Source organism: Anditalea andensis (assembly GCF_000714815.1).
GTDB classification, from domain to species: Bacteria; Bacteroidota; Bacteroidia; order Cytophagales; family Cyclobacteriaceae; genus Anditalea; species Anditalea andensis.
The window spans coordinates 15,040-41,894 of record NZ_JMIH01000013.1; the positions used below are offsets into that span (position 1 = coordinate 15,040).

Genomic DNA, 26,855 nt, shown 5'->3' on the forward strand with positions numbered 1-26,855 from the left:
CCATGGAACTTTGGACAGCTTTTACCTTGGGCTTTGTAGGAAGCTTTCACTGCATAGGGATGTGCGGTCCTATAGCCCTGGCGCTTCCTGTTAAATCAAAAAGCAGCTGGGTATTTGTGGCCAATCGACTGACCTATAATTTTGGAAGGATTACTACCTACAGCATTATAGGATTATTATTCGGCCTCTTGGGATTGGGGTTTGCCTTATCCGGAATTCAGAAGGCGGTATCATTAGGGCTGGGCATCTTAGTGATCTTGGCAGTATTCCTTTCCCCGGCTATTAGCCGTTGGATCAACCCAGCTGGAAAGGTTAGTCATGGGGTAAACTGGGTGAAACAAAAAATGCATTTGCAATTTCGTACTCACGGATACCTTTCCATGTACACCATCGGGTTACTAAACGGTCTCCTGCCATGTGGTCTGGTGTATCTGGCAGCAGCTGCAGCGGTGCTGAACAATACGCCTTGGGAAGGAGCTATTTATATGGCTGCCTTTGGTGCAGGTACACTACCCGCCATGTTGTTTATCATCTTTGCCGGGAATATGATCAGTATGAATTTTCGAAATGCTATCAGAAAAGCCATGCCAGTAGTGAGTGTAATGATGGGCTTATTATTAATCATCCGTGGCCTCGAACTCGGCATACCCTACATGAGCCCTGTATTGGCTTTTGTAGAAAAAGGTATGACGATGTGTGGCATCAAATAATTTTAAACCACCTAGTAATGGATAATAATTTACTTAGAAAATATAATGTACCGGGACCGAGATACACCAGCTATCCGACTGTTCCGTACTGGGAAGATATAGCCCCTACCCAAGAACAGTGGATGGACCATGTAAGCAGTGCTTTTAAAATCTCTGATGCCAAAGGAGAAGGGATAAGCCTCTACCTCCACCTCCCCTATTGTGAAAAGTTATGCACTTACTGTGGATGCAATAAACGGATAACCATAAACCACCATGTGGAAGATCCCTATATCACCACCCTGCTGCAGGAATGGAGGCTATATCAGGAACTCTTCGGCAAAGCCCCCCTCATTCAGGAAATTCATCTAGGCGGGGGTACTCCTACTTTCTTCTCTCCATCGAATCTGAAAAGAATGATGGAAGGAATATTCTATGGCAGTAGACTTGCAGAAGATGCGGAACTTAGTTTCGAAGGGCATCCTAACAATACTTCCAGAGAGCACTTACAAACCCTATATGATCTGGGATTTAGACGGGTAAGCTTTGGCATCCAGGATTTCGATGAAGAAGTGCAGCGGGTGATCAACCGCATCCAGCCTTATAAGAATGTGGAGCAGGTCACACAATGGGCGAGAGAGATCGGCTATGAATCTGTAAATTATGACCTCATCTATGGACTGCCTAAACAAACGATGAGCAGTGTCATAAATACAATCCAAAAATCCAACTTCCTTAAGCCAGACAGGATAGCTTTCTACAGCTATGCGCATGTGCCTTGGAACAGTCCCGGACAACGTGCCTATACAGAAGCAGACCTGCCAAAAGATGAAGAAAAGCGGGCACTATATGAAGTGGGCAAACAGCTGTTTGAAGAAGCCGGATATGTAGAGATAGGCATGGATCATTTTGCGCTGAAATCCGACAAACTTTATACAGCGGCGCAAAATCTGGAACTTCATAGAAATTTTATGGGCTATAGCACCAATGCGACCCGCCTTATGGTAGGATTGGGCTGTTCTTCTATCAATGATACATGGACAGCCTTCGGCCAAAACCTGAAAAAAGTAGAAGATTACCGGTCAGCAGTAGAGAAAGGCCAGTTCCCTATCTTCCGGGGACATCTTCTTACGGAAGAAGACCTAATCCTGCGTAAACATATTTTGGATCTGATGTGCAGATTTAGAACAAATATATCTGCTGAAGCGCTACTCAAATTTAAGCTCTTAGAAGCAAAGGAAAGGTTAAAGGAACTTGCACAAGACCAACTGATCCAACTGGATCAGGATTCTATTCAGGTCCATGAGGCCGGCAAGCCATTTATAAGAAACATCTGCATGGCGCTGGATGCGAGACTATGGAGAAACAAGCCCCAGACGCAGCTGTTTAGCAGTACGATATAGCTATAAACTCAGGTATGGGCGGTGCAGGAAACTGAACCGCTTTTATTTCACTTATTGACTGGTTTATAGTTGACAGGACTGCATTGAGCAAATTTTTCATCCTCCCGTATTGGAAAGCGGTATTCTTGTATAAAATCATTTAATAGATTTTTGAAAATTTCCTCTTGTTCTATAGAGATTTCATCTTGGTAAAAATTAAAAAGAAAATAATCCACCTCACCATTTTCTGCAAAATAGATCCGATTAAAGCACTTAGTGGGCTTTGACCATTTGAATCCTTTTTCCTGCAGATGCTTCCCTAATTCCTGTAACATACTTTGATAGGCAGATATGTATTCATTAACATTTTTAAAAACAGCCAAAGAAGTGTCAGAGTGAATTCCGCTTTTATATTCCTTGTCCAATTTTTCTATATTAATTCCTTTAGCCAAAGCCTCATCAAATGTCATGGCTGCCTGACCATAACATAGACCAGTAAGAGTAAGGAAAATGCAGAGTAGGTAAATTTTCATCTATTTGTAATAATTTATATTGATTAAATGGAATCTTGTATTTGGATAATCACACCTCAGTTTGAATTTATTAATTTCTTATAATTTTGATTTGTTTCTTCAAAAGACAAAACTGGTTTTAGTAAATTGGGTTAGAAACTTGCTTTTTATTCATTTGCGCCCGATAAATACAGAAGTGCTTCTATCTATATTTTTAATTAATAACCACTCTATACAAAATCAAATGTCTTATTGATACTGTTAGATTTCAACCCATATATAATTGAGGTCCTATTCGATACTATTATTGAACGGTAACGTGTATGAGGAAGTAACAGCTGCTTTAATGATGCCAAATCCACCTTGTATATTATTGATCACCTGGACGGGTTGGGCTATAGGATCTCCGCGGTTAGTCTCCTGCAAATTCAATGAATTTTCATAATTAAAATAATCTGAGGTCACTACTTTCAGGAAAACGGTAATTTCTAAATCTATATCAGCATACAACACTCCCCCAAATTCCATCTTTGCTTCTCTCCCATCAAACAGTCCATCATCAAAAAGTAACCCCGTTCTATACCTAAAATCATTTTCGTAAATTGAATTTCTTGGTTCTAGATTGACAAGTTGATTTATGATGAACCGCTCAGGATCTATGCCATCTATGGTCTCCAAAGTCCCCCTTTGTAAGACGGTAATTTCATAAAAATCTGACCCCTGACTATCATCAAAAATTACGGAGAAATCCACATAACCATATCGGTTATTTCTAGGTGCAGACCGAAGGTCCACAGACTTTATCTCTACAGGTGTAGGTACAGTAGTTTTTCCCCTAGCAGTCTGCATACCTTCCCCTGATACAATTATTTCATAGGTCCTGCCCACCTCTATTTCCACTTCGGTAGTAGTATAAGCCAGCATTTTAGTTCCATTGTTCAGTACTTCCTCACTATAAAGGGGGTAGGATATTTGTCCGTCCACCATTATTTCAACAGATGCATCGCTGACCCTTTCGAAATGATTGTCCTGCAAAACACTCCTACTTTTGGAAACAAATACACGTATCGGCTTACCCACTTCCAGACTGGTATTAATGACAAACTTAGGCTCATGAGGAGGCAGTTCCATAACTAGAAAAGTCTCACAGGCACTAATTCCTATAAGGAATAATAACATTAGAATGGATGTACTTTTCTGCATGATTTTAAAATTTGAATCCATAAGAAAAAGAAGGCAAAACCGGAAATAGGGTATACTGAACCAGCGATTTTTGACCAGTGTCCTGGTTACGGGCAAAGTCTAAATAGAATGGGTTCATTCTGTTATAAGCATTGTACACTGAAATGTTCCAGGTTCTTTCTCCCCACCTTTTTTGCTTGATAAAGCTGACGCCGAGGTCCAGTCGGTGGTAAGCCCTCATCCTGAAATTATTTCTTGACTCATAGTAGTCCACCTGCTGCCCTTCATACCCAAAATCCAGTGCAGTTTCGCCCTGATATATTTCCGTAGGTATAGAAATGGCGTTGCCAGACCCATATACCCAGGTGCCTGATAGATGGATCTTATCAGAAAGATGATGGGATAAAGTAAAACTAACGTCATGGGTCCGGTCATATCTGAAGGGAAACCATTCGTTAAAATTAATATTTTCAAATTGTCTTTCTGTTCTGGAAAGTGTGTAGCCAAGCCAACCTGTGGTTTTCCCTATTTTTTTCTGAACAAACATTTCCAAACCATAACTCCTGCCTCGGCCTACTTCCACTTTATCTTCCCAGTTTTCGACCATATTCAGGTAGGAGGCACCGTCTTTATATTCTATTAGCCCATCCATGGCTTTATAATAGCCTTCCACACTCCATTCAAAACCTCCCTTGAGAGATTTGTAATACCCCAAACTAGCCTGCCAAGACTGCTGAGGTCCAATCCTTCCAGTAGAAGGCACCCAAAGATCTGTAGGCAGTCCCAGCCCGGCATTGGTGAGTAAGTGGATAAATTGAGCCATAGTGGCAAAAGAGCCCTTTACTGAGCTGGTTTCGTCGATCAAATACCTACCTGCAACTCTCGGTTGTAAGCTCTTATAATGCTCGCCATCCACCAGAAAACCTGAATAATGCAAGCCCAGGTTCAGCTTCAGCTTATCCCCCACCTGAATATCATCTTCCGCATATGCAGAATACTCCTGGCTATAGCTTTCCTCACCACCAAACATATCAAAAATATCCGATCTTTCAGTGGCCGTAAGTACACCTGGCGTAAAACGGTGATTGATATGGTTGGCCCCAAATCTAATATAATGTGCACTGCTGGGAATGTAATCAAAGTCTGCCTTTAAAGCATAATCCCTGATGCCTGAGCGGTAATCTGCTTTAAAAAAGTCATCCACGCGGTCACCATTATAGATAGATGTAGATTCATCCTCACTAAATAACCTGAAATGATAATTGGTATAGGTTGCTGCAAAATTCGCAAATAGTTTATTGTTAAATATATGATTCCAGCGTGCTCCAGTTATAACATTGCCCCATCCCAGCCCAAATTCTTCCCTGCTTTTGGTTTCAATTCCATTAAAGTTCCCCGTATACTGGGAACGGGAATAGGCTTTATCATCTCCTCCATAAAAGCTAAGGTACAACCTGTTATTGTCATCAAAAATATGGTTAACTTTAGCATTGAGATCATAGAAATAATACCCTACATCATCCTGACCATCAGATTGGTTTTTTATAAATGGCCTCGCCAGTAGATCCAAATAAGTCCTTCTACCAGAAAGCAAAAATGAAGTTTTATCTTTAACGATAGGCCCTTCCAATGTAAGTTTGGAGGCAATGAGTCCTATAGAACCTTCACCGTGGAATTCTTTCATATTACCCTCTTTCATGGTAATATCTATAACCGATGAAAGTCTGCCCCCATATCGTGCTGGAAAACCACCCTTAATCAATTCCACATTATTTAAGGCATCAGCATTAAACACAGAGAAAAAGCCAAATAAGTGTGTAGCATTATATACAGGTACGCCATCTAAAAGTATGAGATTCTGATCCGGACCTCCGCCCCTTACATAAAGACCACTCGCCCCTTCGGTACCTGACTGCACTCCTGGAAGAAGCTGTAATACTTTCAACACATCCACCTCGCCCATCAGGGCTGGCATGTCTTTGATCTGTCTTAAAGGCACATTGATACTGCCCATTTGTGTATTTTCCTGCAGTAATTCCTGCCGGTCCCCTTCTACGACCACTTCTTTCAACAGATGAGATGGAATGAGTTGTACCACTATTGTGGTATCCTTTTCCAGATAAGTTTTGAAAACGAAAGGTTCATAGCCTACATACGAAAATACCATTTCCACTTCTCCTTGCGGCCTAGTATAACTATAAAAACCGTAGTTATTAGTTATGGAAACTTTTTGCTGAATTCTGTCAAAAATATTGACTCCAATAAGGGTTTCTCCGTTTTCTCTATCTTTTACGGTGCCACTTAATGTCACCTTCTGAGCATATGAAACAGTAAAAGCCAATACAAAAATTAAAGTAAAAATGATTCTTATCATATAGATATGTAGATAAATAAAAAGCAAAGAAATAACACTCAAACATAACCTAACCATTTGGTTTTACAAAAAAATGTTTTAAAAAATAAGCCTATTACCAAGTTAAAATTTATTAATAGAGCCTAATATGAAGATCTAACGCGATTTAATGCCTCTGAATAATCCTATATTTTGCACAGTTCATAAATCACTACTTTTTCACTCCTGATTAAATTTATTATCTTTAACATATATTTTTACGGTAATAAGTAGAGCATATTGGAAAATCTCAGAACTCATTTAATTTACTCGTTATCTATCAGATCTATATTAAACAACATACTCATATGATCCAGGTAATCACTAATACATTACATAATTATAAAAACCATTAAAATATTCTTTTATGACAATAACCCCCGAACACGATATTAGAATGGCAAATATGACATTTGCTTCAGTATATCCTCATTATGTCTCCAAAATTGAACGAAAAGGAAGAACAAAAGATGAATTACATCAAATTATCACTTGGCTGACAGGGTATGATGAGAAAAAAGTGCAAGATCAGGTTGCAAAATGCGTAACCTTTCAACAATTTTTTGAAGAAGCTCAATTAAACGAGCATGCTCACCTTATCACAGGTTCAATTTGCGGATATAAAATACAAGAAATACAAAATCCCATTACTAAAAAAGTAAGATATTTGGACAAGATTGTAGATGAACTGGCCAAAGGACGACAGCTGGATAAGATAATGAGAAATGGAAACACTTAATTGTACCGAAAAAACTGAATTCATCATATGGCTTTACTCCACTTCCTCATACCCTTTGGAATATTGATCATTTTTACGGTTGGGCTCAGAAAACCTCTATGGTTGGCCGCAATGGTCAGTTACCTGGTCAGTTTTGGCTTATTCATGTATCAGGGAGATCCGGCATCCGAACTTTTTAAAGGTATAGCCATGGGCTTATTTGTGGCACTGGAAATCAGCTTTATCATCATAGGAGCTATCTTTTTTCTCAATTTCCTAAAAGAAAACGGCATTATTGATCAGATCAACACTGAACTTAAGACTGTTACCACTAATAAAATCCTTCAGGTATTTCTCCTTGCGTGGCTCTTTGGGAGTTTCATTGAAGGTAGTGCCGGATTTGGTACACCGGCACTCATAGTAGCCCCACTATTAGCTGCACTCGGATTTCCACTTTTGTTGGCGGTTGCCATACCACTTCTGGCCAATACCACCGGAGTGGCTTTTGGAGCAGTCGGTACGGCTATTAAAATAGGATTTGCCGGTATAGACATACCTCATATAGCCACTACTGCATCATTATTAAATCTGTGTACCGGATTTGTGGTCCCACTTCTATTAGTGTTCATCCTTCAGAAACACCTTCTTAAGGGAGAAGCAAAGAATGTTTCTAGATATATCCCATTTGCCCTTTGGACAGGTGTATCATTTACTTTCCCTTCCTGGGTGATCTCCTATATGGGGCCTGAATTCCCCTCACTTATAGGGGGAATGATAGGTTTATTTATAGTCGTCATATCCATTAAGTATAAATTTCTCCTTCCAAAAGACAAGGGGGAAAGTTTAAACATCAATCTAAAAGGCTTACTCTATTCATTTACGCCTTATATTGGACTCAGTATGCTGCTGATCATAGGACGTATGGTGTTTCAGATGCTACATATTAACATTCCTCTTTGGGATGGATTGAGTAAAAAACTTTACATTTTCCAACCTGGGATGGCTTTTTTTATGATGCCGCTGGCCCTTTTGATCTTCTTTAGTAAGCAATTCAGTTGGAAAAGTATTGCCCCTTCTATACATACAGCTATGAAAGCAGCTCCTAGACCTGCTTTTGCTATTCTTTTCTTGGCAGGCATAGCCCAAAATCTGGTTCTTAGCCATCAGTCCTTTCTTTCCCCTTTTCTGCCCCATATACCACTTGAACTGGCCGTTTTTCTAACCCCATTCTTTGGAGCATTGGGCAGCTTCGCAGCAGGTAGTGCCACAGTATCCAATCTGATCTTCGGGCAGGAATTAAATTATGTTTCCAGCCTGATAGGGATAGATAATAACTTAATGTTAAGCCTCCAGTTGTTAGGAGCTTCGATAGGGAATTCGGTAGCATTACAAAACATCGCCGTGGTACAGGCAGCTATACTGATGCACGGAAAGGAAAAAGATTTGTTGAAAATATTGTTTAGGCCTGTGATGGTCTACCTGATACTGGTGGGGATGGCGGGGGTAATGTTTTATTATATGATGATCTGACTTTAGTTGAATATTCAAATAGCTATGACAAATGATACTGATTTATATAGCTGGAGTAAGCTATAATAGCATGCTGAAATAATAGTAACTATAAGCATCAATAATAATAATAATAATAATAATAATAATGAAAGTTACCATTTGAAAATTCACAAAAGTTAATTGCATATACCGTTTTATTTTTAAATATGTTAGACATATACATCGAGATAGCTGAGTCAAAATCCCTGATCCATTCTACAAATTCCTACATCTTTAAAAGCCTATCTACGTTTTATGTTTTATGAACCAATACAAATTTCTTTTACACATTATACTAATGACCTTTGTTTCCTGCGAGCCAGCGGATCATTCCGTATATAAGTCCGGTATCATATATATCGAAGCGGCTACAAGAGGCAGCTACCAATATTTAATTCTGATAGACGAACAACGTTACTGGCCTGAAAATCTTCCCCAGTTCTATCAGGATCCTAATATTCAAAACAGACCTATATTCGTCCGCTATGAACTTACCGGGGACACTTATGATGTATATGTACCCGCGCCGAATGATATTCCGGTATTTGGATATACGGTTCAAAAGATACGCCTGGTGTCCATTAAAGATCAATGACCTGGATCTACTCGAATGCTAAACCCCACCTGACGAAAATTCCCACACTACTTTTAAAAGCAAACTAAATTAAGTTTATTTGTAAAGCTATCCACTTATTCTCAAATCCCTTTTTCATGAAAATTATTGCTATAGGTAGAAATTATACCGAGCACATCGAAGAGCTCAAAAATGAAAAATCAGCTGTACCTGTGGTCTTCCTAAAACCAGACACTGCCCTCCTGAAAAACAACATGCCTTTTTATCACCCCCCCTTTTCAGAAAACATCCACCATGAAGTAGAGCTAGTGCTCAAAATCTCAAAAGAAGGAAAATATATCAAAAAAGAATTTGCCCACCGGTACTTTGAAGAAATAGGGATAGGTATAGACTTTACCGCCAGAGACCTGCAGCAGCAGTGTAAAGAAAAGGGCCTGCCCTGGGAAATAGCCAAGGCTTTTAATGGTTCCGCTCCCATAGGTTCATTCCTGCCTGTATCCGAGTTTAAAGATTTTAAGGACATTAATTTTCACCTCGATGTAAACGGCCAGCTCCGCCAGAAGGGCAACACCTCGATGATGCTATTTGATTTTGGGGTGATTATAGAATACGTATCCCAGTTTTTTACGTTAAAGAAGGGAGATCTGGTTTTTACCGGAACACCCGCAGGCGTGGATAAGATAAATATCGGAGATAAGCTCGAAGCTTATATTGAAAATAAAAAATTACTGGACTTTGAAATTAAATAGATTTCTACCTTCCCTATCCATACTGGGCATCCTATTATTGGGTGCTTTTTCCAATATAGAAAAAGGTTATTACCTTTTTCCCGTAAAACCCGGTCATCAGAATTTTTTGGCCGGCAATATGAGTGAAATCCGTCCAAACCATTTCCATAGCGGACTGGACATCAAAACAGAAGGCAGAGAAGGTTTGCCGATCTATGCCGCTGCTGACGGATATGTGCACCGGATGAAAATCAGCACCCATGGATATGGCAATATCATCTATCTAAAGCACCCCAATGGTCAGTATACTGTCTATGCGCATTTGAGAAATTTTAACAATGAAATAGGGTCTTTTATAAAAAAAGAGGCATATAAACAGCAGAAAAATGAGATTGAAGTATATCCAGAACCAGATGAACTACCTGTAAAAAAAGGAGATATCATAGCCAATGGCGGCAATACAGGAAGCTCAGGTGGGCCTCACCTCCACTTTGAAATAAGGGATTCTATGGACAGGGCTATAGACCCGCTCAAGTTTGGATTTAAAGAAATAGTAGACAGAACACCTCCTACAGTCCAAAGGATAGCCATTACCCCACTTGAGATAGATAGCAGAGTCAACGGCAATTATCAGCGGACCGAATATGCTGTAAATTTTGATGGTAACCGTTTTTATATTAACGGCGAAGTAAATATTTCAGGCAAGGTAGGCATTGAAGTCTTAGCGTATGATAAGCTGGATGAGATGCATAATCCGAATGGCTTTCCGATCTATCAGATTTATGATGGTGATGAGCAGATTTTTGAAAGTAATGTAGATGTCATAGATTTTGACATAGGGAGATATCTGCTTGTGCATACCTATGGCAACCGGTACACAAAATTATACAAATCTCATAACAACCTTTTTGACTTTTACCAGCCCTCTGCCCCGCTGAGCGGAGGCATAATAGCGTCACCAGGTGAGAAAAAAAACATAGTCGTCAAACTCCAGGACACCTATCAAAATCAATCCCGACTGGAACTGGTCTTTAACGGTGAAGCGCTTAATCCTAACTTGAACAGGGTTAACAACACCGGGGGAAATCAGAAAATATCTTACCAGCGAAATGTCATGGTCATCAATGGTGATAAACCTGTAACAGGGAATCTAGCACAGGTTCACGTAAATGGCTATGTCCTTGAAATACCTCCATCATATGAAGGGACTAATAAGCGCACTTACCTTTGGGATATGGAACATGGTATACCTGACTCGATCAACCTATGTAATGAAGTGATCATCCCTGATGTGAAAGTTAAAATACCATTTCAGGAAGAACATTGTTTTAATGATGGAAATACTACGGTTACGTTTGCACGTAACACACATTTTGATGATCTTTACCTCCGGCTAAAAAATACAATAGCTGGAGGTGATAAAGCACTGACCATTAACTCTCCTACTGAACACCTATGGAATGCCATGGAAGTGAAGATGGACGGAAGCCATTACCAAGGTGACCGCAGTAAAGCGCATGTCTACCTCAGATATGACAATGGCTGGAAGAGTTTTCAGGGAGGAGAGTGGACAGGAGACCATATCTACTTCAAAACCAGAAATTTTGGTACTTTTGTAATAGCGGAGGACAATACCCCTCCGAGGATAGTTCCAGTGAGGGTCACCGCCTCGGAACTTAGATTTTCGATTACTGATAATCTTTCCGGTATTGACAGCTTTGAGGCCTTTGTTGACGGAGAATGGGTTTGGATGAGGTATGAGCATAAGGATTATGTCATTTGGTCTGACAGATTGGGGGATAAGCCCTTTAAAGGTGAAATAATACTGAGAGTAAAAGACAAGGCCGGTAATATAGGTGAGTACAAATCAAGAATTTAAATTAAACCCATACTGAAATGTCTATAGAAATAGGAAAACCAGCACCTGATTTTGAAGCCAAAGATCAAAATGGCAATACCATAAAGCTATCAGATTACCGAGGCAAAAAAGTAGTATTGTATTTTTATCCTAAGGATCAAACCCCTGGGTGCACGGCACAAGCATGTAATCTAAGGGACAATTACGACAGATTCCAAGAATTGGGATATGAAATTTTTGGGATAAGTACAGATTCAGAAAAGTCCCATCAGAAATTTATTGAAAAGCAGGGACTACCTTTTTCCCTTATAGCTGATGAAGATAAAAAAGTGCACGAAAGCTATGGGACATGGGTAGAAAAATCTATGTACGGCCGCACCTATATGGGAACAGCCCGTACCACATTCGTTATCGATGAGCAAGGCAACATAGCTGACATCATAGAAAAAGTCAAAACAAAAGAACATACTAATCAAATCCTAAATTAAACCGATTCCAATAAAATGGAAAAACAATCTATTGATCAACTAAAAAAAACCTGTTCTCAAGTAAGAAGAGATGTTTTACGCATGGTTCATGCGGTAAATTCAGGTCATCCGGGAGCATCCCTTGGCTGTACTGAATTTTTTGTCGCGCTTTATTTCAATCAGATGGAGCACAATCCTGATTTTAAGATGAAAGGCGAAGGCGAAGATCTATTTTTCCTCTCCAATGGTCACATATCTGCCGTATGGTATAGTGTACTGGCCAGAAGTGGCTACTTCAATACCGAAGAGCTCGCTACATTCAGAAAAATAGACAGTAGACTACAGGGCCACCCTGCGACTGAAGAGCATTTGCCAGGCATTAGAATAGCTTCAGGCTCTCTGGGGCAAGGTATGTCAGTGGCTATAGGTGCTGCGCAGGCCAAAAAACTTAACAATGACGACCGCACCGTCTATGTACTGATGGGAGATGGAGAACAGCAGGAAGGCCAAGTCTGGGAAGCGGCATTGTATGCCCCTCACCATAAAGTGGACAATCTTATCGCCACCATCGATGTAAACCGTCAGCAGATTGACGGACCTACAGCCGAAATCATGGATCTTGGAAGCCTTATAGATAAATATAAAGCATTCGGTTGGGAAGTGGTAGAGACTAAAAATGGCAATGATCTAGAAGAAGTAATTGCTACTTTAGAAAAAGCTAAATCTCTCCTTGGCAATGGAAAACCAGTCATGAACCTGTTACATACAGAAATGGGTTTTGGGGTAGACTTCATGACGGCTACGCACAAGTGGCATGGTGTAGCACCAAACGATGAGCAACTTGAAAATGCGCTCGGACAGTTAGAAGAAACACTGGGAGATTATTAAGCTATTTACCACCACTTCTGAAACCAGAAGGCTAAATGCATACACAAATGGAAAAAAAATTAAACACTAAATTTACATATACAGAGAAAAAAGATACCCGATCAGGTTTTGGTGACGGCTTTTTAGAAGCAGGAAGAAAAAACCCTAACGTGGTAGGTCTCTGTGCCGATCTCATTGGTTCATTAAAAATGGGCGCATTTCAGAAGGAATTTCCTGATAGGTTTTTTCAGGTAGGTATTTCTGAAGCCAATATGATGGGAATAGCAGCCGGTATGACTATAGGCGACAAAATTCCTTTCACCGGTACTTTTGCCAATTTCTCCACAGGAAGAGTATATGATCAGATCAGACAATCTATAGCCTATTCAGGTAAAAATGTTAAAATCTGTGCTTCCCATGCTGGCCTTACACTAGGGGAAGATGGTGCTACCCACCAGATCCTGGAGGATGTCGGGATGATGAAGATGTTACCTCATATGACGGTCATCAACCCTTGTGACTATAACCAGACCAAAGCTGCGACCATGGCCATAGCAGAATACGAAGGACCTGTGTACCTACGCTTTGGAAGACCATCCTGGCCTATATTCACACCAAGTGATCAAAAATTTGAAATCGGTAAAGCGTGGAAAATGATCGATGGCTCTGATGTTACGATATTTGCTACAGGCCACCTGGTATGGGAAGCAGTAGTAGCTGAAGCTATTTTGGCAGAAGAAGGCATAAGTGTAGAAGTGATCAATATACACACCATCAAACCGCTGGATGTAGATGCTATCCTAGATTCAGTAGCAAAAACTGGCTGCTGTGTATCTGCTGAAGAGCACCAGTATAATGGTGGCTTGGGCGACAGCATCGCTCAGACCCTTGCCAGGAATAATCCTGCGCCAATGGAATATGTAGGAGTAGATGATTCTTTTGGTGAGTCCGGTACTCCTACTGCCCTTATGGAGAAGTATGGCCTAAATGCAGCAAATATTGTAAAGGCTGTAAAAAAGGTAATGGAAAGAAAATAATAAATGAAATCCGATGTCCTAAAAAGGAGCATCATAGCTTATCAGCTCTATTATAAAAAAGAGGCTTCTATATAGAAGCCTTTTCTATTTTATTAAATTTTCGAAGCCAAGATGGAATTTCGCATAGGATCCGCCAGCTAATCATCAGGGCTTAATGCGTATTTCAGGGTGTAGGCCCTCCTGGTCCAATCCCATATTGCATGCATAACGCTATAAAACTTTCTCTCCTAAAACATGTAAGCATTTCAGGATGTAAGACCACTTTAGTTTAAAAACAAGGATATCAGAAGCTTTACACGAAATCCAATGAAATTAGGTTATCCATGAAAGTGGAATGTACAAAATCAAAAAAGGTTATATCCATAACCTGTTCTCTTAATAAATTTATGGAGTGACCAGATTCTATATACTGAAAAAGCATCTATTTATTATAACCATGGGTGAATATACCCATGGTTTAAAATAAAATAGCCCAGTAAAGGTATAAACTGCCTCCTTTTGCCCGTAAAATATACTATGCTTATTACAACGGCTGCTATTAAAAGGACAAATTTATTTCGAAGCTATTTTTTCTAAATCATCTACTAGTTTTTTAGATACAGCTCTACTGTTTTCCTCCCTTTTGGTTTTGAAAAGCTCTAAAGCTTCTTTGCTTTTTTCTATGACTCCTTCAGGATTATTATCAGCGCGGTAGCTATTCCAGCACCAAGACAGCTCTGCATGTAGATCTCCACCCAATTTAAGTTTTTCAAGTTTTTCTAAGGTCGCAGTTATCGTTTTTTCGGAAATGTTATCAGACATAATGATATTGGTTTTGGTTGAAAGTAATTCTTGTTTTATTTATATAACAAAACAAGATATAATTTTTATTAAATACAAAATATTCAGTTTATTGATTTAAAACATTTCATAATTTCCGGCTTTTACCCCTCTGTATTTTTAGCATATTTAAAATGTTAGCTTGAAAATCCTCTTTCCCCAATGTAAAGAAAAGAAATTATCTTAGCAAGGTAAATATACCCCTCAATTCCTTCACCCAGGTCTGCCCATCCATAAAGTAATGATATTTGATTACGTAAGTGTAAACATCCGGCAAAACCTCGACTCCGTTTACGGTACCGTCCCAACCTTTACTTCCATTATATATTAATTCCCCCCATCGGTTATATACCACTAACTGATAATCTATCAAACAATTCGATACACTTTCATATAAGCTGTTAACACCACCATCTCCTGGCCTGAATCCTGTAGGCATCCTAACTTTTGGAGCTTCTTCATTGATCATACCTGTACCAAAACTCAAACATCCAGAAGCATCTACTATAGTAGCTGTATATTCTCCTCCTGGTACACCTATAAGTTCATCACCTTCCATCTGAAGATAATCCCAGGTATATAAATAAGGAGCCTTACCACCTGTAGGCAACACCATCAGCTCTCCATCTGCCTCTCCGGGACAGGCAGGCTTCAACACCCTCACTTCAGCATCCAACGGAAGAGGTGCTTCGATCTCAAAAGAAATACTTACCTCGCATCCTAATGCATCTAAAAAAGCAATACTTTGCATTCCCATCGGTAAATCAGTTAGAGTAAGCATATCATCATTGACTAGAATATTGCCATTAGCACTTTTATAAGGAGGAGAACCACCACTGAGCAAAACGGTGGCCTGACCATCTTCTCGTCCAAAACAACTGGTCATTTCCTTCCTTATTAGCGCAGCTTCCAACAATAATGGTTCATTGATCTTAACCTCTAATTGTGCTTCACAGCCCAATCCATCCTTAGCCTTAATTACATATACCCCTGCGATAAGGTTACCAGCCTGGGGTGATAGTATATTTTTATCATGGGACCACTCCAGAGAGAGCATACCATTTCCTCCTGTAGCCATTAGGATAATTTCACCAGAATCACCTCCATTACATTTGACGTCAGTTTTTTCTAATAGCGTCAGCTGTATAGCCTCATACACCTCAACTTCCAGTACTTCTGAAAACCCTTCACATAGCGCATCATTTTCACTATATTCCCTATACCATACCTTCCCGGTAATCCCTGGCTGGTCCCAACTCACCTGAACTACATACTCTTCATTGGATCCGATGACCTCTCCCCCTTCTACAAACCATTCATAAGCCCTATTGGCTACAGGTATATCTACCTGATAGGCATGACCTATATCAGGGTCAAAACAAATCTGATCAGGGCCCACTGGAAGCTCGGGTTCAATGACTAAATTTATACGAACCAAAAACTCTACCGGCAGACCTACGCAGCCGTTTTGCCCAATAGCTGCCCCTATGAGTTTCGCTTCCTCGTTAGCTTCGCCCCATCTCACCAACACGCGGTAAGGTTCGTATTCAATGATCTCTCCACCTTCCACGGTCCATTCTATGGAGTTCACATTTATGATTTCCTCAGCTTGGTACCAATGCTCCTCCACCATAGGGCATACTTTATTTATCCCTTCGATCTTAAACTCACTCTCAAACACTTCAATCTCAAAAGTAATGTCTTCCTGGGAATCACAGGATTCTTCTGATATAGCAGCTATAACTTTAATAGTATGTTTACCTAACTCGGTATAGGTATGGGTGATATCTTTACCCTCTTTTACGGCAGAGCCATCCCCAAAATCCCACATGAAAAATTGAAAATCTTCGTTTTCAGGTATGATGGACCATGTACCCTCTTGGTTCAGGCAAGCCACCTGAGAACCGGATACATCAAATTCATATTCACTCTTTGTTTCAAAATTAAGGTTGTTTAGACTCGCACCTACCGAATAGCCATAAGATTCCAAATATCCAAAACCATATACATACCCTATAAAACCATCCGTATTGGATAATACATGACTACCTCCTGAAATATTAATGATAGCATATGCATATGTGGGATTTACTGGAACCACTTTAAATTGATTACCGATATTATTCCCATCCAATACCGTGTTGTCTTTCGAAGCTGTCTTTACTAAAATAGAAACAAAGTTATTATCTATCGCTACCACATTCATCGCCTGAAAAGTGACGTTTTGCAACATCTGCTCATTTGGGCTGTATAAAATCATAAAGGGATCTCCTTGGTTATAATTGCCCAAATTCATATTATTGCACTCCTGACTTTTAGCAAAAACAGTAACTGACGTTGGCTTGGAAGATTTTATCTCTTTTAAACCGTTGCTGTTAAAATCATAGGTTTTATACTGTCCAGCATTCAGTACATCCATGGGTACACCGTCAATGGTTACCTGAGTTCCGTTTTCCGCAGCCAGTACTTTTACCAGTTCACCAGAGGTGCGTATCGCCAATGGTATGTGTATAAATTCACTTCCCCAAGTATTGGTAGGATACATCTGCTGAAAAAGATGGTCATTAGCAAACCCACATTCCCCTATCCCTGTCCATTTGTTTCCTCCAAATACCGCTATATTTTTACACTCAGATGCTTCAGCTCCTATCACACTCACCCTACTTCCGGTAAGATCTCCTCTTGCCTTCAGTTGATAACTTTGTCCGGCATTTAATGTAATAGTAAAAGGTACTCCTGCTGACTTATTGTCTACCGTTTGCACAGATGGAGTGATCTGCACCAAGGTGTTGTCCTCTACACCCACTACCAGCATAAGGGATTCATTATCTGCGTTTAGGTTATGATAATTTTGATTATAATCCTGGATATTTGGAAGCACTTCAAAATGGGATGTAATCCAATAGTCCTTCCCGAGGCTTTGTAATGGCAATACCACCGTTCCATCTGCACTTCTGGCCCTTTCATTGAAAGCATATATCGAAATATTTCCTTCAGATTGAATAAATATTCCTTTGTTTTCTATAACACCGGAAGTTCGGTGTAAAAAATCAGTCTGAGTGGAAGGAAGCCTCAGCGTATAATTTTGACCTGCAGCCAAAGTAAAGTTCTCTACCCTTCCGGGCTGTATGCCACTGAGGTCTATGGTTCCAGTAGTCGCCTCATTAGCCGATATGACTATTATAGCCATATCGTAAGACTGACCCTGAGGGTGATTTTCCATAAAACCTACCCAAAATTCCTTGCCTACAGTTGTAACTTGTCCAATCGAATGCAGACTTAAAAAAAACAGCGTGATGAAAAACGCTGAAGTAAAAAATGACCTCACTGATTTCATTTTGAGAAGATGAATACATTACCAAAACAATATAATGATAAAAGTTTCAAAAACCGTATATATCCTTCACAAATTGTTGTACGTCAGATAACAAATGTATTTTATTACCTGGTTCCAAACTTTTGCTTTGATAGGGCATTAAAAAAAAAGCATTCCTGAACGAAATACATCTTTTTTAATTCAGAGTGATGAAACTGGCTTTATTGCTCAAGATAAAATATATTATAAGTCCAGCGCGTGTATATAAATCTTACGCAGGTCTGCAGGTTCACCCATGTCGAGATTATTGTCTTTAACAAACTGCTGAAGGGTTTTCCAATTGTCCTTACCCAAAGTTTTTAAACCTGTTTTATTATTTTTTATCTCTTCCTCCCCCGAGGGATTGATCATAAAATAACGGACGATGTGTTGGTAAGTATCATATTTGGGACCTGAATTGTAAGCGCCACCTACTTCTGCTTTATTGAATTTCTTTTCATGTAGGGCTATGAGTTTCTTTTGGTCACCTTCATAGATAATTTCTGCTATCTGGTTTTTATCTTCCACCACCAAGGGCATAAAAGTTCTTTCTTCTGTATTAAATATAATTTTACCTACTCTTTTATTATCCATGATTATTACCTTGGCATCCTCAGCCTCATCACTGCGAATAAATATTTCAGCTTTATCCGGTAAAATGTTGATATATACCCCTTCATGAATCTTACCGTTGGCCATGATGAGATCTCCCTTTGGCATTTCATCAAATATGAAAGGCGTGCCCTTAGTCCCACTGGATTTCGGCATTAAGCCAATATAGAGGTTTCTACTGTCCCCGAAATTTTGAAATAAATTAATATTATGAGGATCAGACTGGGCTACAGCAGGGATCACCAGAATGGATGCCCAAAGTACTAGTATTAGTTTCATCATAATTAGCTTAATTTAATGACCTACCTATGCTAAATATACATTATAGTTGATATTTAAACAATGGAATAACAGATAAAAGGCAGGAATATTTAGCACTAAATCTTCATTCTGTACATTATTGCTTATTTTTGCAGCATGAAAGAAATAATCTTATCCCTTACCCCTACACACTGGCAGGATTATGAACTGATAGACAGCGGAGGATTTGAAAAACTGGAAAGGTTTGGCGAGTTCATCATCAGCAGACCAGAGCCTCAGGCGATCTGGGACAGGAGCATGACAGAAGCCGAATGGAGAGAAAAGGCACACGCCCATTTTGCCAAAGAGAAAAATAATCCGGAAAAGGGTCAGTGGAAAGAGCTGAAAAAGATACCCCATAACTGGCAGATAGACTATGGCAACCCTTCTGGTCTTAATATTAAGCTTAACCTGGCTTTAACTTCTTTCAAACATATCGGATTATTTCCCGAGCAGGCGGTAAACTGGGATTATATCCAGGAAAGTCTTAGCCAGATGCCAGTCAAAAACCCAAAGGTTCTCAATCTTTTTGCCTACACCGGGGCAGCCTCGGTAGCCGCCAAGGCAGCAGGGGCTGAAGTTACTCATTTGGATGCAGTCAAACAGGTAGTCACCTGGTCCCGGCACAACATGGAGGCTTCCGGACAGTCAGGCATACGCTGGGTGGTAGATGACGCCATGAAATACATCAAACGTGAAGTCAGAAGAGGAAATAAATACCATGGAATCATACTGGACCCACCTGCGTACGGCAGAGGCCCGGATGGGGAGAAATGGATCCTCGAAGAGCAGATAAATGAAATGCTTAAGCTTTGTGCAGAAATACTGGAGCCTGAGCATCACTTCCTCATATTGAACATGTACTCTCTTAGTTTTTCCAGCATCATCGCAGCCAATCTGGTTAAGTCCAACTTTAAAGAAATAAATAATCCCGAGCAGGGAGAGCTGTATCTAGAAGATCATTTCCACAAAAAGCTTCCACTGGGAATATTCTACAGATTTAGAAAATAAATCAGACCTTACTGACTTACCATTATATTAAATACCAAACATGAACAATCGCCAGCTTTTCCTATCCCATCTTGCCCAGACTACTGACTTTCCTTTATTAATTGAGATAGAAAAAGCCGAAGGAATCTATATGTATGGACCTAATAATGAACGATACATAGACCTGATATCGGGAATAGGGGTTAGTAATGTAGGCCACCGACATCCCAGGGTCATCGGGGCTATCAAAGACCAATTGGACAAATATCTGCACTTAATGGTCTATGGGGAGTATGTCCAAACACCTCAGGCTAAGCTGGCGGAAGCTTTGGTACACACCCTTCCCGATGGACTGGATAATGTCTACTTGGTCAACAGTGGCAGTGAGGCCGTAGAAGGAGCTTTAAAACTGGCGAAAAGATATACCAACAGGCGTGAAATTATTTCTTGTATAAATGCATACCATGGATCCTCTCACGGATCACTTTCTGTAGGTGGGAATGAAATTTTTAAAAGATCATATAGACCATTGCTACCAGGGATCTCACATATAGCTTATGGAAACGAAAATGACCTGGATCTGATCACCGAGCAGTCGGCAGCTATCATCATAGAGACCATCCAGGGAGAAGCAGGTATACGGGTAGCCGATGCATCCTATTTTAAAGCCTTACGAAAAAGGTGTAATGAAACAGGGACACTTCTGATCATGGATGAAATTCAGGCCGGTTTTGGAAGGACCGGAAAATTTTGGGCCTTTGAACATTTCGGTATCCAACCTGACATCCTAGTATGCGCAAAAGGGATGGGAGGAGGAATGCCTATAGGGGCATTTATTTCCTCTAAAGAAATCATGGGCCACTTTAAAAGCAATCCGCTGCTGGGCCATATCACTACCTTTGGTGGCCATCCAGTAAGTGCCGTAGCCTCATTGGCTACTATACAGGTACTGAAAGAGGCCCAGGTAGTGGAGCAGGTAGAGAAAAAAGCAGCACTTTTTAGGGATCTATTGGTTCATGATAAGATCATCAGCATAAGGAATAAAGGGCTTATGATGGCCGTGCAGTTCGAGTCCTTTGAAGTGCTAAAACCGATCATCGATAAAGCCATAAGCCTTGGAGTGGTCACAGACTGGTTTCTTTTCTGTGATGACTCCATGCGCCTGGCACCACCTCTGATCATCACGGAGGAGCAGATCAATGAAGCCTGTACACTCATACTCCAAGCTATAGATGAAGCTTAAAACACCAGAGAGCAGAAGTCCTATAAATATACACAGACGACAAGCGTAAGTCAGAGTACTTATACAGGTTAAAGGAAAAAGACAGGAAGTCTATTTTTAAAATGGATTATTAAAGTCTTACTTAAAACATTAAATATCTATTACCTACCCCGCCTACATGTTTAAACGCGTCAACTAACAGCCATCTAATATAAATCTATACTTTCGCAAATCTATCGTTCATTTTTAAAATTCACGCTGTGATTACATAGGATTGGACTCTGGTTTTCTATTTTTGGAGACCTATTAGAAAGGTGCCGGTTCATTATTGCCAAAGCCTCCTGGAAAGGAGTCATCATTCCCATTTGCTTTACTTTGCAACCTAATCGTAGTATTTTCATCAAAACTATTTCCTCCTCCTACACTACTTGGAAATTTATTGCCGTAAAGCGCTTCCTGAGGCTGGTAAGGCACATTCATTTCTAGATCACAGAATTTCGTGTACTTACCTATAAATCTAAGTTTTACATTTTCCAAAGAACCGTTTCGGTGCTTGGCTATGATAACTTCACCTACCCCGGCCGTACTGTTTCCATCCTCATCTTCTGTGATGCCGTAATATTCAGGCCTATATAGGAACATGACAATATCTGCATCCTGCTCAATGGCACCTGATTCTCTCAGATCTGATAACTGTGGCCGCTTATCCCCACCCCTAGTCTCCACTGCCCTGGAAAGCTGTGAAAGTGCTATCACCGGCACACTGAGTTCTTTTGCGATCATCTTGAGTGACCTTGATATACTAGATATCTCCTGCTCTCTATTCCCTCCTCCACCAGCTTTGGAATCACCGGACATCAACTGTAAGTAATCTATTACGATCATTTGAATATCACTCTGAGCCTTAAGCCTACGGCATTTCGCCCTAAGTTCCAGTATGGTAAGCGCTGGTGTATCGTCTACAAATAGAGGTGCAGAAGATAACTTACTTGTTTTATGAATCAGTTGCTCCCATTCGTAGTCTGCCAAATTCCCCTTCTTGATTTTTTCTGAATCTAATTCTGCTTCTGAGGATATCAGACGGTTGACCAGCTGTACGGATGACATTTCCAGGGAAAAGATGGCTACAGGCCTATTGTGATCCACTGCGGCATTTCTTAAAACCGAAAGAACAAAAGCAGTTTTCCCCATAGCGGGACGGGCTGCTATTATGACCAAGTCTGCTTTCTGCCAGCCGGAAGTCACCCTGTCCAAAGCAGTAAAGCCACTTGGCACACCTGTCAAGCCATCTTTCTGCCCTTTTTTGCCTTCAAGCTCCAGGATAGCCTCACGCATGATGGACTTCATATCCGAATAATTCTTACGGATATTGCTTTCCGATATTTCAAACAAGGAGGATTCCATTTTATCCAGGAGCTCAAATACATCCGTAGTGTCCTCATAGGCATCGCGTTGGATTTCAGATGATATCCGGATCATATCACGCTTCATAGCCTGCTCTGTGATGATCCGGGCGTGGTATTCTATATTGGCAGCAGAGGAAACACGGGAGGTCAGTTCGGTGATATAATAAGCTCCACCGGCGATCTCCAGCTTTCCGTTTTTCCTTAACTGATTGGTGACCGTGAGTAGATCAATGGGTTCTGATTTATTAAACAGCTCAAGAATAGCATCATAAATGACTTTATGGGCATCCTTATAAAAACTGTCAGGCTTGAGAATATCCACCACTGCTGTAAGCGCATCTTTCTCAATCATAAGGGCTCCCAGGACTGCCTCTTCTAGATCAACAGCTTGAGGCGGCAGTTTGCCGACACCTATGGATTGTTTTATACCCGCACTTCTTTTGGATGGACTCCAGTCTTTATTATAGGATTGATTCTCTGCCATAGTAACAAATGTAGTAGGTTTGGCCCAAAGATTTTAAACAACTTATGCACCTGCTTATCAACAATCTGTTTAAAGTCTTACTATTCAACGCCAAAGCCTAATAGATAAACATAAGTATTCAATATTATTGAACCTAAGAAAAGAAAACACATGATCAAAGTTCAATAGCCCGGTCTATTTTTCTAAAAGAGCTTTGATTTTTTGTACAGATATTTCGGTAAAATCATTGATGTATTCATGGCACTCAGGCAATTCTTCCCTTTTATGGGAAGTCAGCACGGCTACAACTTTCATTCCTGCATTTAATCCAGCCATTGCTCCCGAATAAGAATCTTCAAACACCACACACTGCTCAGCGTCAACATTAAGGTTAGCAGCTGTTTTTAGATAAACTTCTGGATCTGGTTTATGAGCCTTCACGTCCTCGCTGGACATAAATGAATCCATCAGCCCACCTAGTTGAAGTCCACCACTGATGAGCTCCAGGTTAGCCAACGGTGCGGATGTAGCAACTGCGGTTTTAAAACCTTCTGCCTTGAGCGCATACAGAAAATCCATATACCCTTTCACCGCTTCCATTATAGGTTTATAGGTATCTCTAAACAATGACTCTTTCTCAAATTCTAATGCTTGAAGTTCTGATCCCATTATTTCCCTTCCGAAAAAGTGCGACATGATATAACTGTTATTTTTGCCGTACATGTGCGCTTTAAAATCTGCTTCATCGGCTTCAATCCCATATTTAGTGAAAAATTTCCTAAAGGCATCTGCATGGGTAGGATTGGTATGGCAAATCACACCATCCATATCGAATATCACTGCTTGGTTCATATTGGTTCTGATTAGGTTTGATCTGCGAAGTTGGCAGTAATTAAAGTTTCTCGCAAAAAAAAGGAAAGAAAATAGCAGGCACGTCCTGATATATTTTATGTAGAACAGCATATAAATACTGAATTCTACCACATATATACCGAATATAAACCATAATACAGAGAGTGGTGCAGAGATTGCTATTGTACAATATTATCACCAACATAAATCCTTATAATATTAATATCGAACATTCTTACTGGACCTATAATCTTTAATGGCAGGAATAAAAATCACTTATCCCTAATCTCATTCATCACCCTCTTAATTTGATACATTTTGTAGAATGTTTTCTTATTTTTGAATCCCAAACAGATCCATATGTCAAAAAATTATCACTTTATAGCCGTAGGTGGCAGTGTCATGCATAACCTTGCCTTATCAATGGCAGCCAAAGGTTACAAAGTTACGGGTTCGGATGATGAAATCTATGAGCCTTCGCGGACCAGATTACAGCAGGCGGGCATACTTCCTTCTGAAAAAGGGTGGTTTCCAGACAAAATACATCCAAGTCTAGATGGTATCATCCTGGGCATGCATGCCCGTCAGGATAATCCCGAACTGCAAAGGGCTATAGCGCTGAATTTACCTATATATTCTTTTCCAGAATTTATTTACGAACAGAGTAAAGAAAAAAAGAGAATAGTTATATCCGGTAGCCATGGAAAGACCACCATTACTTCCATGGTCCTACATGTGCTTAAGTTTCATGGATTGAATTTTGATTATCTGGTAGGCGCCCAGATTGAAGGGTTTGATTTAATGGTAAAACTCTCTGATGCACCCATAATTATCATAGAAGGGGATGAATACCTCACTTCTCCTATGGATCGAAGACCCAAATTCTTTCATTATCATCACCATGTTTTGTTGATGAGTGGGATAGCTTGGGACCACTTCAATGTTTTTCCCACATTTGACCATTATCTTGAGCAATTTAAAATGCTCGTAAGCATGACACCTGATGGCGGTGAATTTATATATTGTGCCAAAGATCCTGAGGTTAAAAATTTGGGTGAAAATGCCCCTAGAAGGTTCACTTCTACACCTTATGAAGCGCATCCATATGAAATAGAAGAAGGCATAACCTATTTGCTTACATCAGAGGGTAGGTTAGCCATTGCTGTATTTGGGGAGCACAATCTTCAAAATCTGCAGGGAGCTCTGGAAATATGCAAAAGCATAGGCGTAAATGAGGCAGGATTTTATGATGCCATCAGCCATTTTAAAGGGGCAGCCAAAAGACAGGAAATAGTGGCACAATCTAATCACGGCATTTTCTATAGAGATTTTGCCCATGCCCCTTCAAAGTTAAAAGCTACAGTAGAAGCGGTAAAGGCACAGTTCCCAGGGCGAAATCTGGTGGCTGTCCAGGAACTGCATACTTACAGTTCACTTAATAAAGATTTTCTGCATAATTATGCACATACCTTTGATGCAGCAGATGAAGCTATTATATATTTAAACCCAAAAGCTGTATCTTTGAAAAAGCTAGAACTCATGGATGAACATACCCTTCGTAAAGGGTTTGGGAGAGAAGACTTAATACTTTTTACATCAATTGGTGATCTTAAGGATCATCTGGAGAGCAAGTCCTATGAAAATTCCAATCTGTTAATGATGAGTTCTGGAAATTATGATGACATGGACCTTACTATTCTTAAAAATAAATTTAATCAATAATGAAGTTAAACATTAAAACACCCCTTGCATTTTTTGATCTAGAAGCTACCGGCATCAATATTTCCACCGATAGAATAGTAGAAATCAGTATAGTAAAAGTACATCCAAACGGAAAAGAAGAAATACTCACCAAGAGAATAAACCCTACCATACCTATACCAAAGGAAGTGTCTCTTATACATGGAATTTACGATGAGGATGTAAAGCATGCGCCGACATTTAAGGAAGCCTCCAAAGAACTTTACCAGTTTTTAGAGGGAGCTGATTTGGCTGGTTTTAATGTATTGAAATATGATATTCCCCTTTTAGTGGAGGAATTTCTAAGGGCAGGGATAGATTTTGATATAGAAAAGAAAAACCTGCTGGATGCACAAAAGATTTTTCACATGATGGAAAAAAGAAATCTGGCTGCAGCTTACCAGTTCTATTGTGGGGAGATGTTAGAAAATGCGCATAGTGCAGAAGCGGATACCATAGCTACCTATAAAGTATTTACTGCCCAGATAGAAAAGTATGAGGGTCAGGTGGCCGAAGATCTACAGGGGAACAAACTAGGAATAATAGAAAACGATGTCAAAAAACTCCATGCCCTACTGAATGAAAAAATGGTAGATCTGGCAGGGAGGTTTATTTTCAATGATGAGGGAGTTGAATGTTTTAACTTCGGCAAGCACAAAGGTAAAACCATAGCACAGGTAATTAAAGAAGAGCCAGGCTACTATGACTGGATGATGAAAGGAGACTTCCCACTGGATACGAAAAGAAAATTCACACAGGTGAAGCTTAGGAATTTCAATAGGTAGAATAATTTTTGATTTATGAATTCAGATTGTAGATTATAATCTGGATTCATAAATCCTCAATCATAAGTCATAAATCTCACTGATTCGATTTCAACTGGTCACCTCATTGGCCAGAACTGATTTGACTCCTTGAATACTGATGGTACCATAAGCAATAATAATGGCAACCTAACTAGAGATCAGTAAGGTGCTCCAGGAGGAGAAGTAAAATAATTGAGCTTGAATAAGCAGGGTGGATAAAACCCTCTCTATCAATCTACCCTATTTAAAGTCTGATACATTTCAGTATAGAGCCTTTAATTAAGTATCTGTTATTTAAAATTAAGACCGGTAATCTTAGATAAGCCGATCTGA

Annotated in this window: 22 protein-coding genes; 14 read left to right on the top strand and 8 right to left on the bottom strand. The window is 39.9% G+C overall.

Annotated features, from left to right (window positions below; all coding sequences use genetic code 11):
* Positions 1 to 2 precede the first annotated feature (2 nt).
* Both EL17_RS03005 and hemN read left to right on the top strand, forming a co-directional pair.
* A complete protein-coding gene (locus tag EL17_RS03005; RefSeq protein ID WP_035069950.1) occupies positions 3 to 710 on the top strand; it encodes a sulfite exporter TauE/SafE family protein in 708 nt (235 codons plus the stop codon).
* Positions 711 to 727: 17 nt separating this feature from the next.
* Positions 728 to 2,092 carry an oxygen-independent coproporphyrinogen III oxidase gene (gene hemN / locus EL17_RS03010; protein ID WP_035069953.1) on the top strand — a complete coding sequence of 455 codons (1,365 nt, stop codon included), beginning with the start codon at positions 728 to 730 and terminating at the stop codon, positions 2,090 to 2,092.
* 47 nt (positions 2,093 to 2,139) lie between these two features.
* Here the strand turns inward: hemN and EL17_RS03015 are convergent, their stop codons facing one another.
* The 3 genes from EL17_RS03015 to EL17_RS03025 all read right to left on the bottom strand — a co-directional run bounded on the left by EL17_RS03015 (position 2,140) and on the right by EL17_RS03025 (position 6,139).
* A complete protein-coding gene (locus EL17_RS03015) occupies positions 2,140 to 2,604 on the bottom strand; it encodes a hypothetical protein (protein ID WP_035069955.1) in 465 nt (154 codons plus the stop codon).
* Positions 2,605 to 2,874: 270 nt separating this feature from the next.
* Positions 2,875 to 3,786, bottom strand: coding sequence for a DUF4249 domain-containing protein (locus tag EL17_RS03020; protein WP_164674930.1), 912 nt, complete (start codon positions 3,784 to 3,786; stop codon positions 2,875 to 2,877).
* Between the two features lie 4 nt (positions 3,787 to 3,790).
* Positions 3,791 to 6,139 (bottom strand): TonB-dependent receptor, encoded by a 2,349-nt coding sequence (locus EL17_RS03025; RefSeq protein ID WP_035069959.1) that lies wholly within the window; start codon positions 6,137 to 6,139, stop codon positions 3,791 to 3,793.
* Between the two features lie 385 nt (positions 6,140 to 6,524).
* On the opposite strand from EL17_RS03025, the gene EL17_RS03030 reads away from it, so the two are divergent.
* The 8 genes from EL17_RS03030 to EL17_RS03065 all read left to right on the top strand — a co-directional run bounded on the left by EL17_RS03030 (position 6,525) and on the right by EL17_RS03065 (position 13,957).
* Entirely contained in the window at positions 6,525 to 6,896 is a 372-nt protein-coding gene (locus tag EL17_RS03030; protein WP_035069960.1) for a DUF2200 domain-containing protein, read from the top strand.
* A 27-nt stretch (positions 6,897 to 6,923) separates the two neighbouring features.
* Entirely contained in the window at positions 6,924 to 8,405 is a 1,482-nt protein-coding gene (locus tag EL17_RS03035) for an L-lactate permease (RefSeq protein ID WP_035069962.1), read from the top strand.
* A gap of 319 nt (positions 8,406 to 8,724) precedes the next feature.
* Positions 8,725 to 9,021, top strand: a complete 297-nt coding sequence (locus EL17_RS03040; RefSeq protein WP_164674931.1) for a hypothetical protein — start codon at positions 8,725 to 8,727, stop codon at positions 9,019 to 9,021.
* 116 nt (positions 9,022 to 9,137) lie between these two features.
* Entirely contained in the window at positions 9,138 to 9,749 is a 612-nt protein-coding gene (locus EL17_RS03045; RefSeq protein ID WP_035069967.1) for a fumarylacetoacetate hydrolase family protein, read from the top strand.
* Positions 9,736 to 11,607: a M23 family metallopeptidase gene (locus EL17_RS03050; RefSeq protein WP_035069968.1), complete on the top strand. Its 1,872-nt coding sequence runs from the start codon at positions 9,736 to 9,738 to the stop codon at positions 11,605 to 11,607. Before EL17_RS03045 ends, EL17_RS03050 begins: the two co-directional genes overlap by 14 nt.
* A gap of 17 nt (positions 11,608 to 11,624) precedes the next feature.
* A complete protein-coding gene (bcp, locus tag EL17_RS03055; RefSeq protein ID WP_035069970.1) occupies positions 11,625 to 12,074 on the top strand; it encodes a thioredoxin-dependent thiol peroxidase in 450 nt (149 codons plus the stop codon).
* A 15-nt stretch (positions 12,075 to 12,089) separates the two neighbouring features.
* Complete coding sequence (locus tag EL17_RS03060) at positions 12,090 to 12,941, top strand: transketolase (RefSeq protein ID WP_035069972.1); 852 nt, start codon at positions 12,090 to 12,092, stop codon at positions 12,939 to 12,941.
* 47 nt (positions 12,942 to 12,988) lie between these two features.
* On the top strand, positions 12,989 to 13,957 hold the full coding sequence (locus EL17_RS03065) for a transketolase family protein (protein ID WP_035070186.1): 969 nt from the start codon (positions 12,989 to 12,991) through the stop codon (positions 13,955 to 13,957).
* 552 nt (positions 13,958 to 14,509) lie between these two features.
* On the opposite strand, the gene EL17_RS03070 is transcribed toward EL17_RS03065, so the two are convergent.
* From EL17_RS03070 to EL17_RS03080, 3 genes are all read right to left on the bottom strand, one after another.
* The gene (locus EL17_RS03070) at positions 14,510 to 14,758 is read right to left on the bottom strand and encodes a hypothetical protein (protein WP_035069974.1); all 249 of its coding nucleotides are present in this window, start codon (positions 14,756 to 14,758) and stop codon (positions 14,510 to 14,512) included.
* A gap of 196 nt (positions 14,759 to 14,954) precedes the next feature.
* Complete coding sequence (locus EL17_RS03075) at positions 14,955 to 18,113, bottom strand: PKD domain-containing protein (RefSeq protein WP_051719779.1); 3,159 nt, start codon at positions 18,111 to 18,113, stop codon at positions 14,955 to 14,957.
* 222 nt (positions 18,114 to 18,335) lie between these two features.
* Positions 18,336 to 19,025 carry a hypothetical protein gene (locus EL17_RS03080; RefSeq protein WP_164674932.1) on the bottom strand — a complete coding sequence of 230 codons (690 nt, stop codon included), beginning with the start codon at positions 19,023 to 19,025 and terminating at the stop codon, positions 18,336 to 18,338.
* A 135-nt stretch (positions 19,026 to 19,160) separates the two neighbouring features.
* Between EL17_RS03080 and EL17_RS03085 the strand changes: the two genes are divergently transcribed.
* Positions 19,161 to 20,054, top strand: a complete 894-nt coding sequence (locus EL17_RS03085; protein WP_035069977.1) for a class I SAM-dependent methyltransferase — start codon at positions 19,161 to 19,163, stop codon at positions 20,052 to 20,054.
* A 40-nt stretch (positions 20,055 to 20,094) separates the two neighbouring features.
* Complete coding sequence (locus EL17_RS03090) at positions 20,095 to 21,276, top strand: aspartate aminotransferase family protein (RefSeq protein WP_035069979.1); 1,182 nt, start codon at positions 20,095 to 20,097, stop codon at positions 21,274 to 21,276.
* A gap of 285 nt (positions 21,277 to 21,561) precedes the next feature.
* Here the strand turns inward: EL17_RS03090 and dnaB are convergent, their stop codons facing one another.
* Both dnaB and EL17_RS03100 read right to left on the bottom strand, forming a co-directional pair.
* Positions 21,562 to 23,145, bottom strand: coding sequence for a replicative DNA helicase (dnaB, locus tag EL17_RS03095; protein WP_035069981.1), 1,584 nt, complete (start codon positions 23,143 to 23,145; stop codon positions 21,562 to 21,564).
* Between the two features lie 174 nt (positions 23,146 to 23,319).
* A complete protein-coding gene (locus EL17_RS03100; protein WP_035070190.1) occupies positions 23,320 to 23,976 on the bottom strand; it encodes an HAD family hydrolase in 657 nt (218 codons plus the stop codon).
* Between the two features lie 360 nt (positions 23,977 to 24,336).
* Here EL17_RS03100 and EL17_RS03105 point away from each other — a divergent pair, with 360 nt between their 5' ends.
* Both EL17_RS03105 and EL17_RS03110 read left to right on the top strand, forming a co-directional pair.
* A complete protein-coding gene (locus tag EL17_RS03105) occupies positions 24,337 to 25,698 on the top strand; it encodes a UDP-N-acetylmuramate--L-alanine ligase (RefSeq protein ID WP_035069983.1) in 1,362 nt (453 codons plus the stop codon).
* Complete coding sequence (locus EL17_RS03110) at positions 25,698 to 26,501, top strand: 3'-5' exonuclease (RefSeq protein ID WP_035069985.1); 804 nt, start codon at positions 25,698 to 25,700, stop codon at positions 26,499 to 26,501. Before EL17_RS03105 ends, EL17_RS03110 begins: the two co-directional genes overlap by 1 nt.
* Positions 26,502 to 26,855 lie beyond the last annotated feature (354 nt).

Excerpts from the sequence above, each read along its gene's own strand:
- EL17_RS03005 (WP_035069950.1), top strand. The coding sequence starts at position 3 with ATGGAACTTTGGACAGCTTTTACCTTGGGCTTTGTAGGAAGCTTTCAC.
- hemN (WP_035069953.1), top strand. The coding sequence starts at position 728 with ATGGATAATAATTTACTTAGAAAATATAATGTACCGGGACCGAGATAC.
- EL17_RS03015 (WP_035069955.1), bottom strand. The coding sequence starts at position 2,604 with ATGAAAATTTACCTACTCTGCATTTTCCTTACTCTTACTGGTCTATGT.
- EL17_RS03020 (WP_164674930.1), bottom strand. The coding sequence starts at position 3,786 with ATGCAGAAAAGTACATCCATTCTAATGTTATTATTCCTTATAGGAATT.
- EL17_RS03025 (WP_035069959.1), bottom strand. The coding sequence starts at position 6,139 with ATGATAAGAATCATTTTTACTTTAATTTTTGTATTGGCTTTTACTGTT.
- EL17_RS03030 (WP_035069960.1), top strand. The coding sequence starts at position 6,525 with ATGACAATAACCCCCGAACACGATATTAGAATGGCAAATATGACATTT.
- EL17_RS03035 (WP_035069962.1), top strand. The coding sequence starts at position 6,924 with ATGGCTTTACTCCACTTCCTCATACCCTTTGGAATATTGATCATTTTT.
- EL17_RS03040 (WP_164674931.1), top strand. The coding sequence starts at position 8,725 with ATGACCTTTGTTTCCTGCGAGCCAGCGGATCATTCCGTATATAAGTCC.
- EL17_RS03045 (WP_035069967.1), top strand. The coding sequence starts at position 9,138 with ATGAAAATTATTGCTATAGGTAGAAATTATACCGAGCACATCGAAGAG.
- bcp (WP_035069970.1), top strand. The coding sequence starts at position 11,625 with ATGTCTATAGAAATAGGAAAACCAGCACCTGATTTTGAAGCCAAAGAT.
- EL17_RS03060 (WP_035069972.1), top strand. The coding sequence starts at position 12,090 with ATGGAAAAACAATCTATTGATCAACTAAAAAAAACCTGTTCTCAAGTA.
- EL17_RS03065 (WP_035070186.1), top strand. The coding sequence starts at position 12,989 with ATGGAAAAAAAATTAAACACTAAATTTACATATACAGAGAAAAAAGAT.
- EL17_RS03070 (WP_035069974.1), bottom strand. The coding sequence starts at position 14,758 with ATGTCTGATAACATTTCCGAAAAAACGATAACTGCGACCTTAGAAAAA.
- EL17_RS03075 (WP_051719779.1), bottom strand. The coding sequence starts at position 18,113 with ATGAAATCAGTGAGGTCATTTTTTACTTCAGCGTTTTTCATCACGCTG.
- EL17_RS03080 (WP_164674932.1), bottom strand. The coding sequence starts at position 19,025 with ATGATGAAACTAATACTAGTACTTTGGGCATCCATTCTGGTGATCCCT.
- EL17_RS03085 (WP_035069977.1), top strand. The coding sequence starts at position 19,161 with ATGAAAGAAATAATCTTATCCCTTACCCCTACACACTGGCAGGATTAT.
- EL17_RS03090 (WP_035069979.1), top strand. The coding sequence starts at position 20,095 with ATGAACAATCGCCAGCTTTTCCTATCCCATCTTGCCCAGACTACTGAC.
- dnaB (WP_035069981.1), bottom strand. The coding sequence starts at position 23,145 with ATGGCAGAGAATCAATCCTATAATAAAGACTGGAGTCCATCCAAAAGA.
- EL17_RS03100 (WP_035070190.1), bottom strand. The coding sequence starts at position 23,976 with ATGAACCAAGCAGTGATATTCGATATGGATGGTGTGATTTGCCATACC.
- EL17_RS03105 (WP_035069983.1), top strand. The coding sequence starts at position 24,337 with ATGTCAAAAAATTATCACTTTATAGCCGTAGGTGGCAGTGTCATGCAT.
- EL17_RS03110 (WP_035069985.1), top strand. The coding sequence starts at position 25,698 with ATGAAGTTAAACATTAAAACACCCCTTGCATTTTTTGATCTAGAAGCT.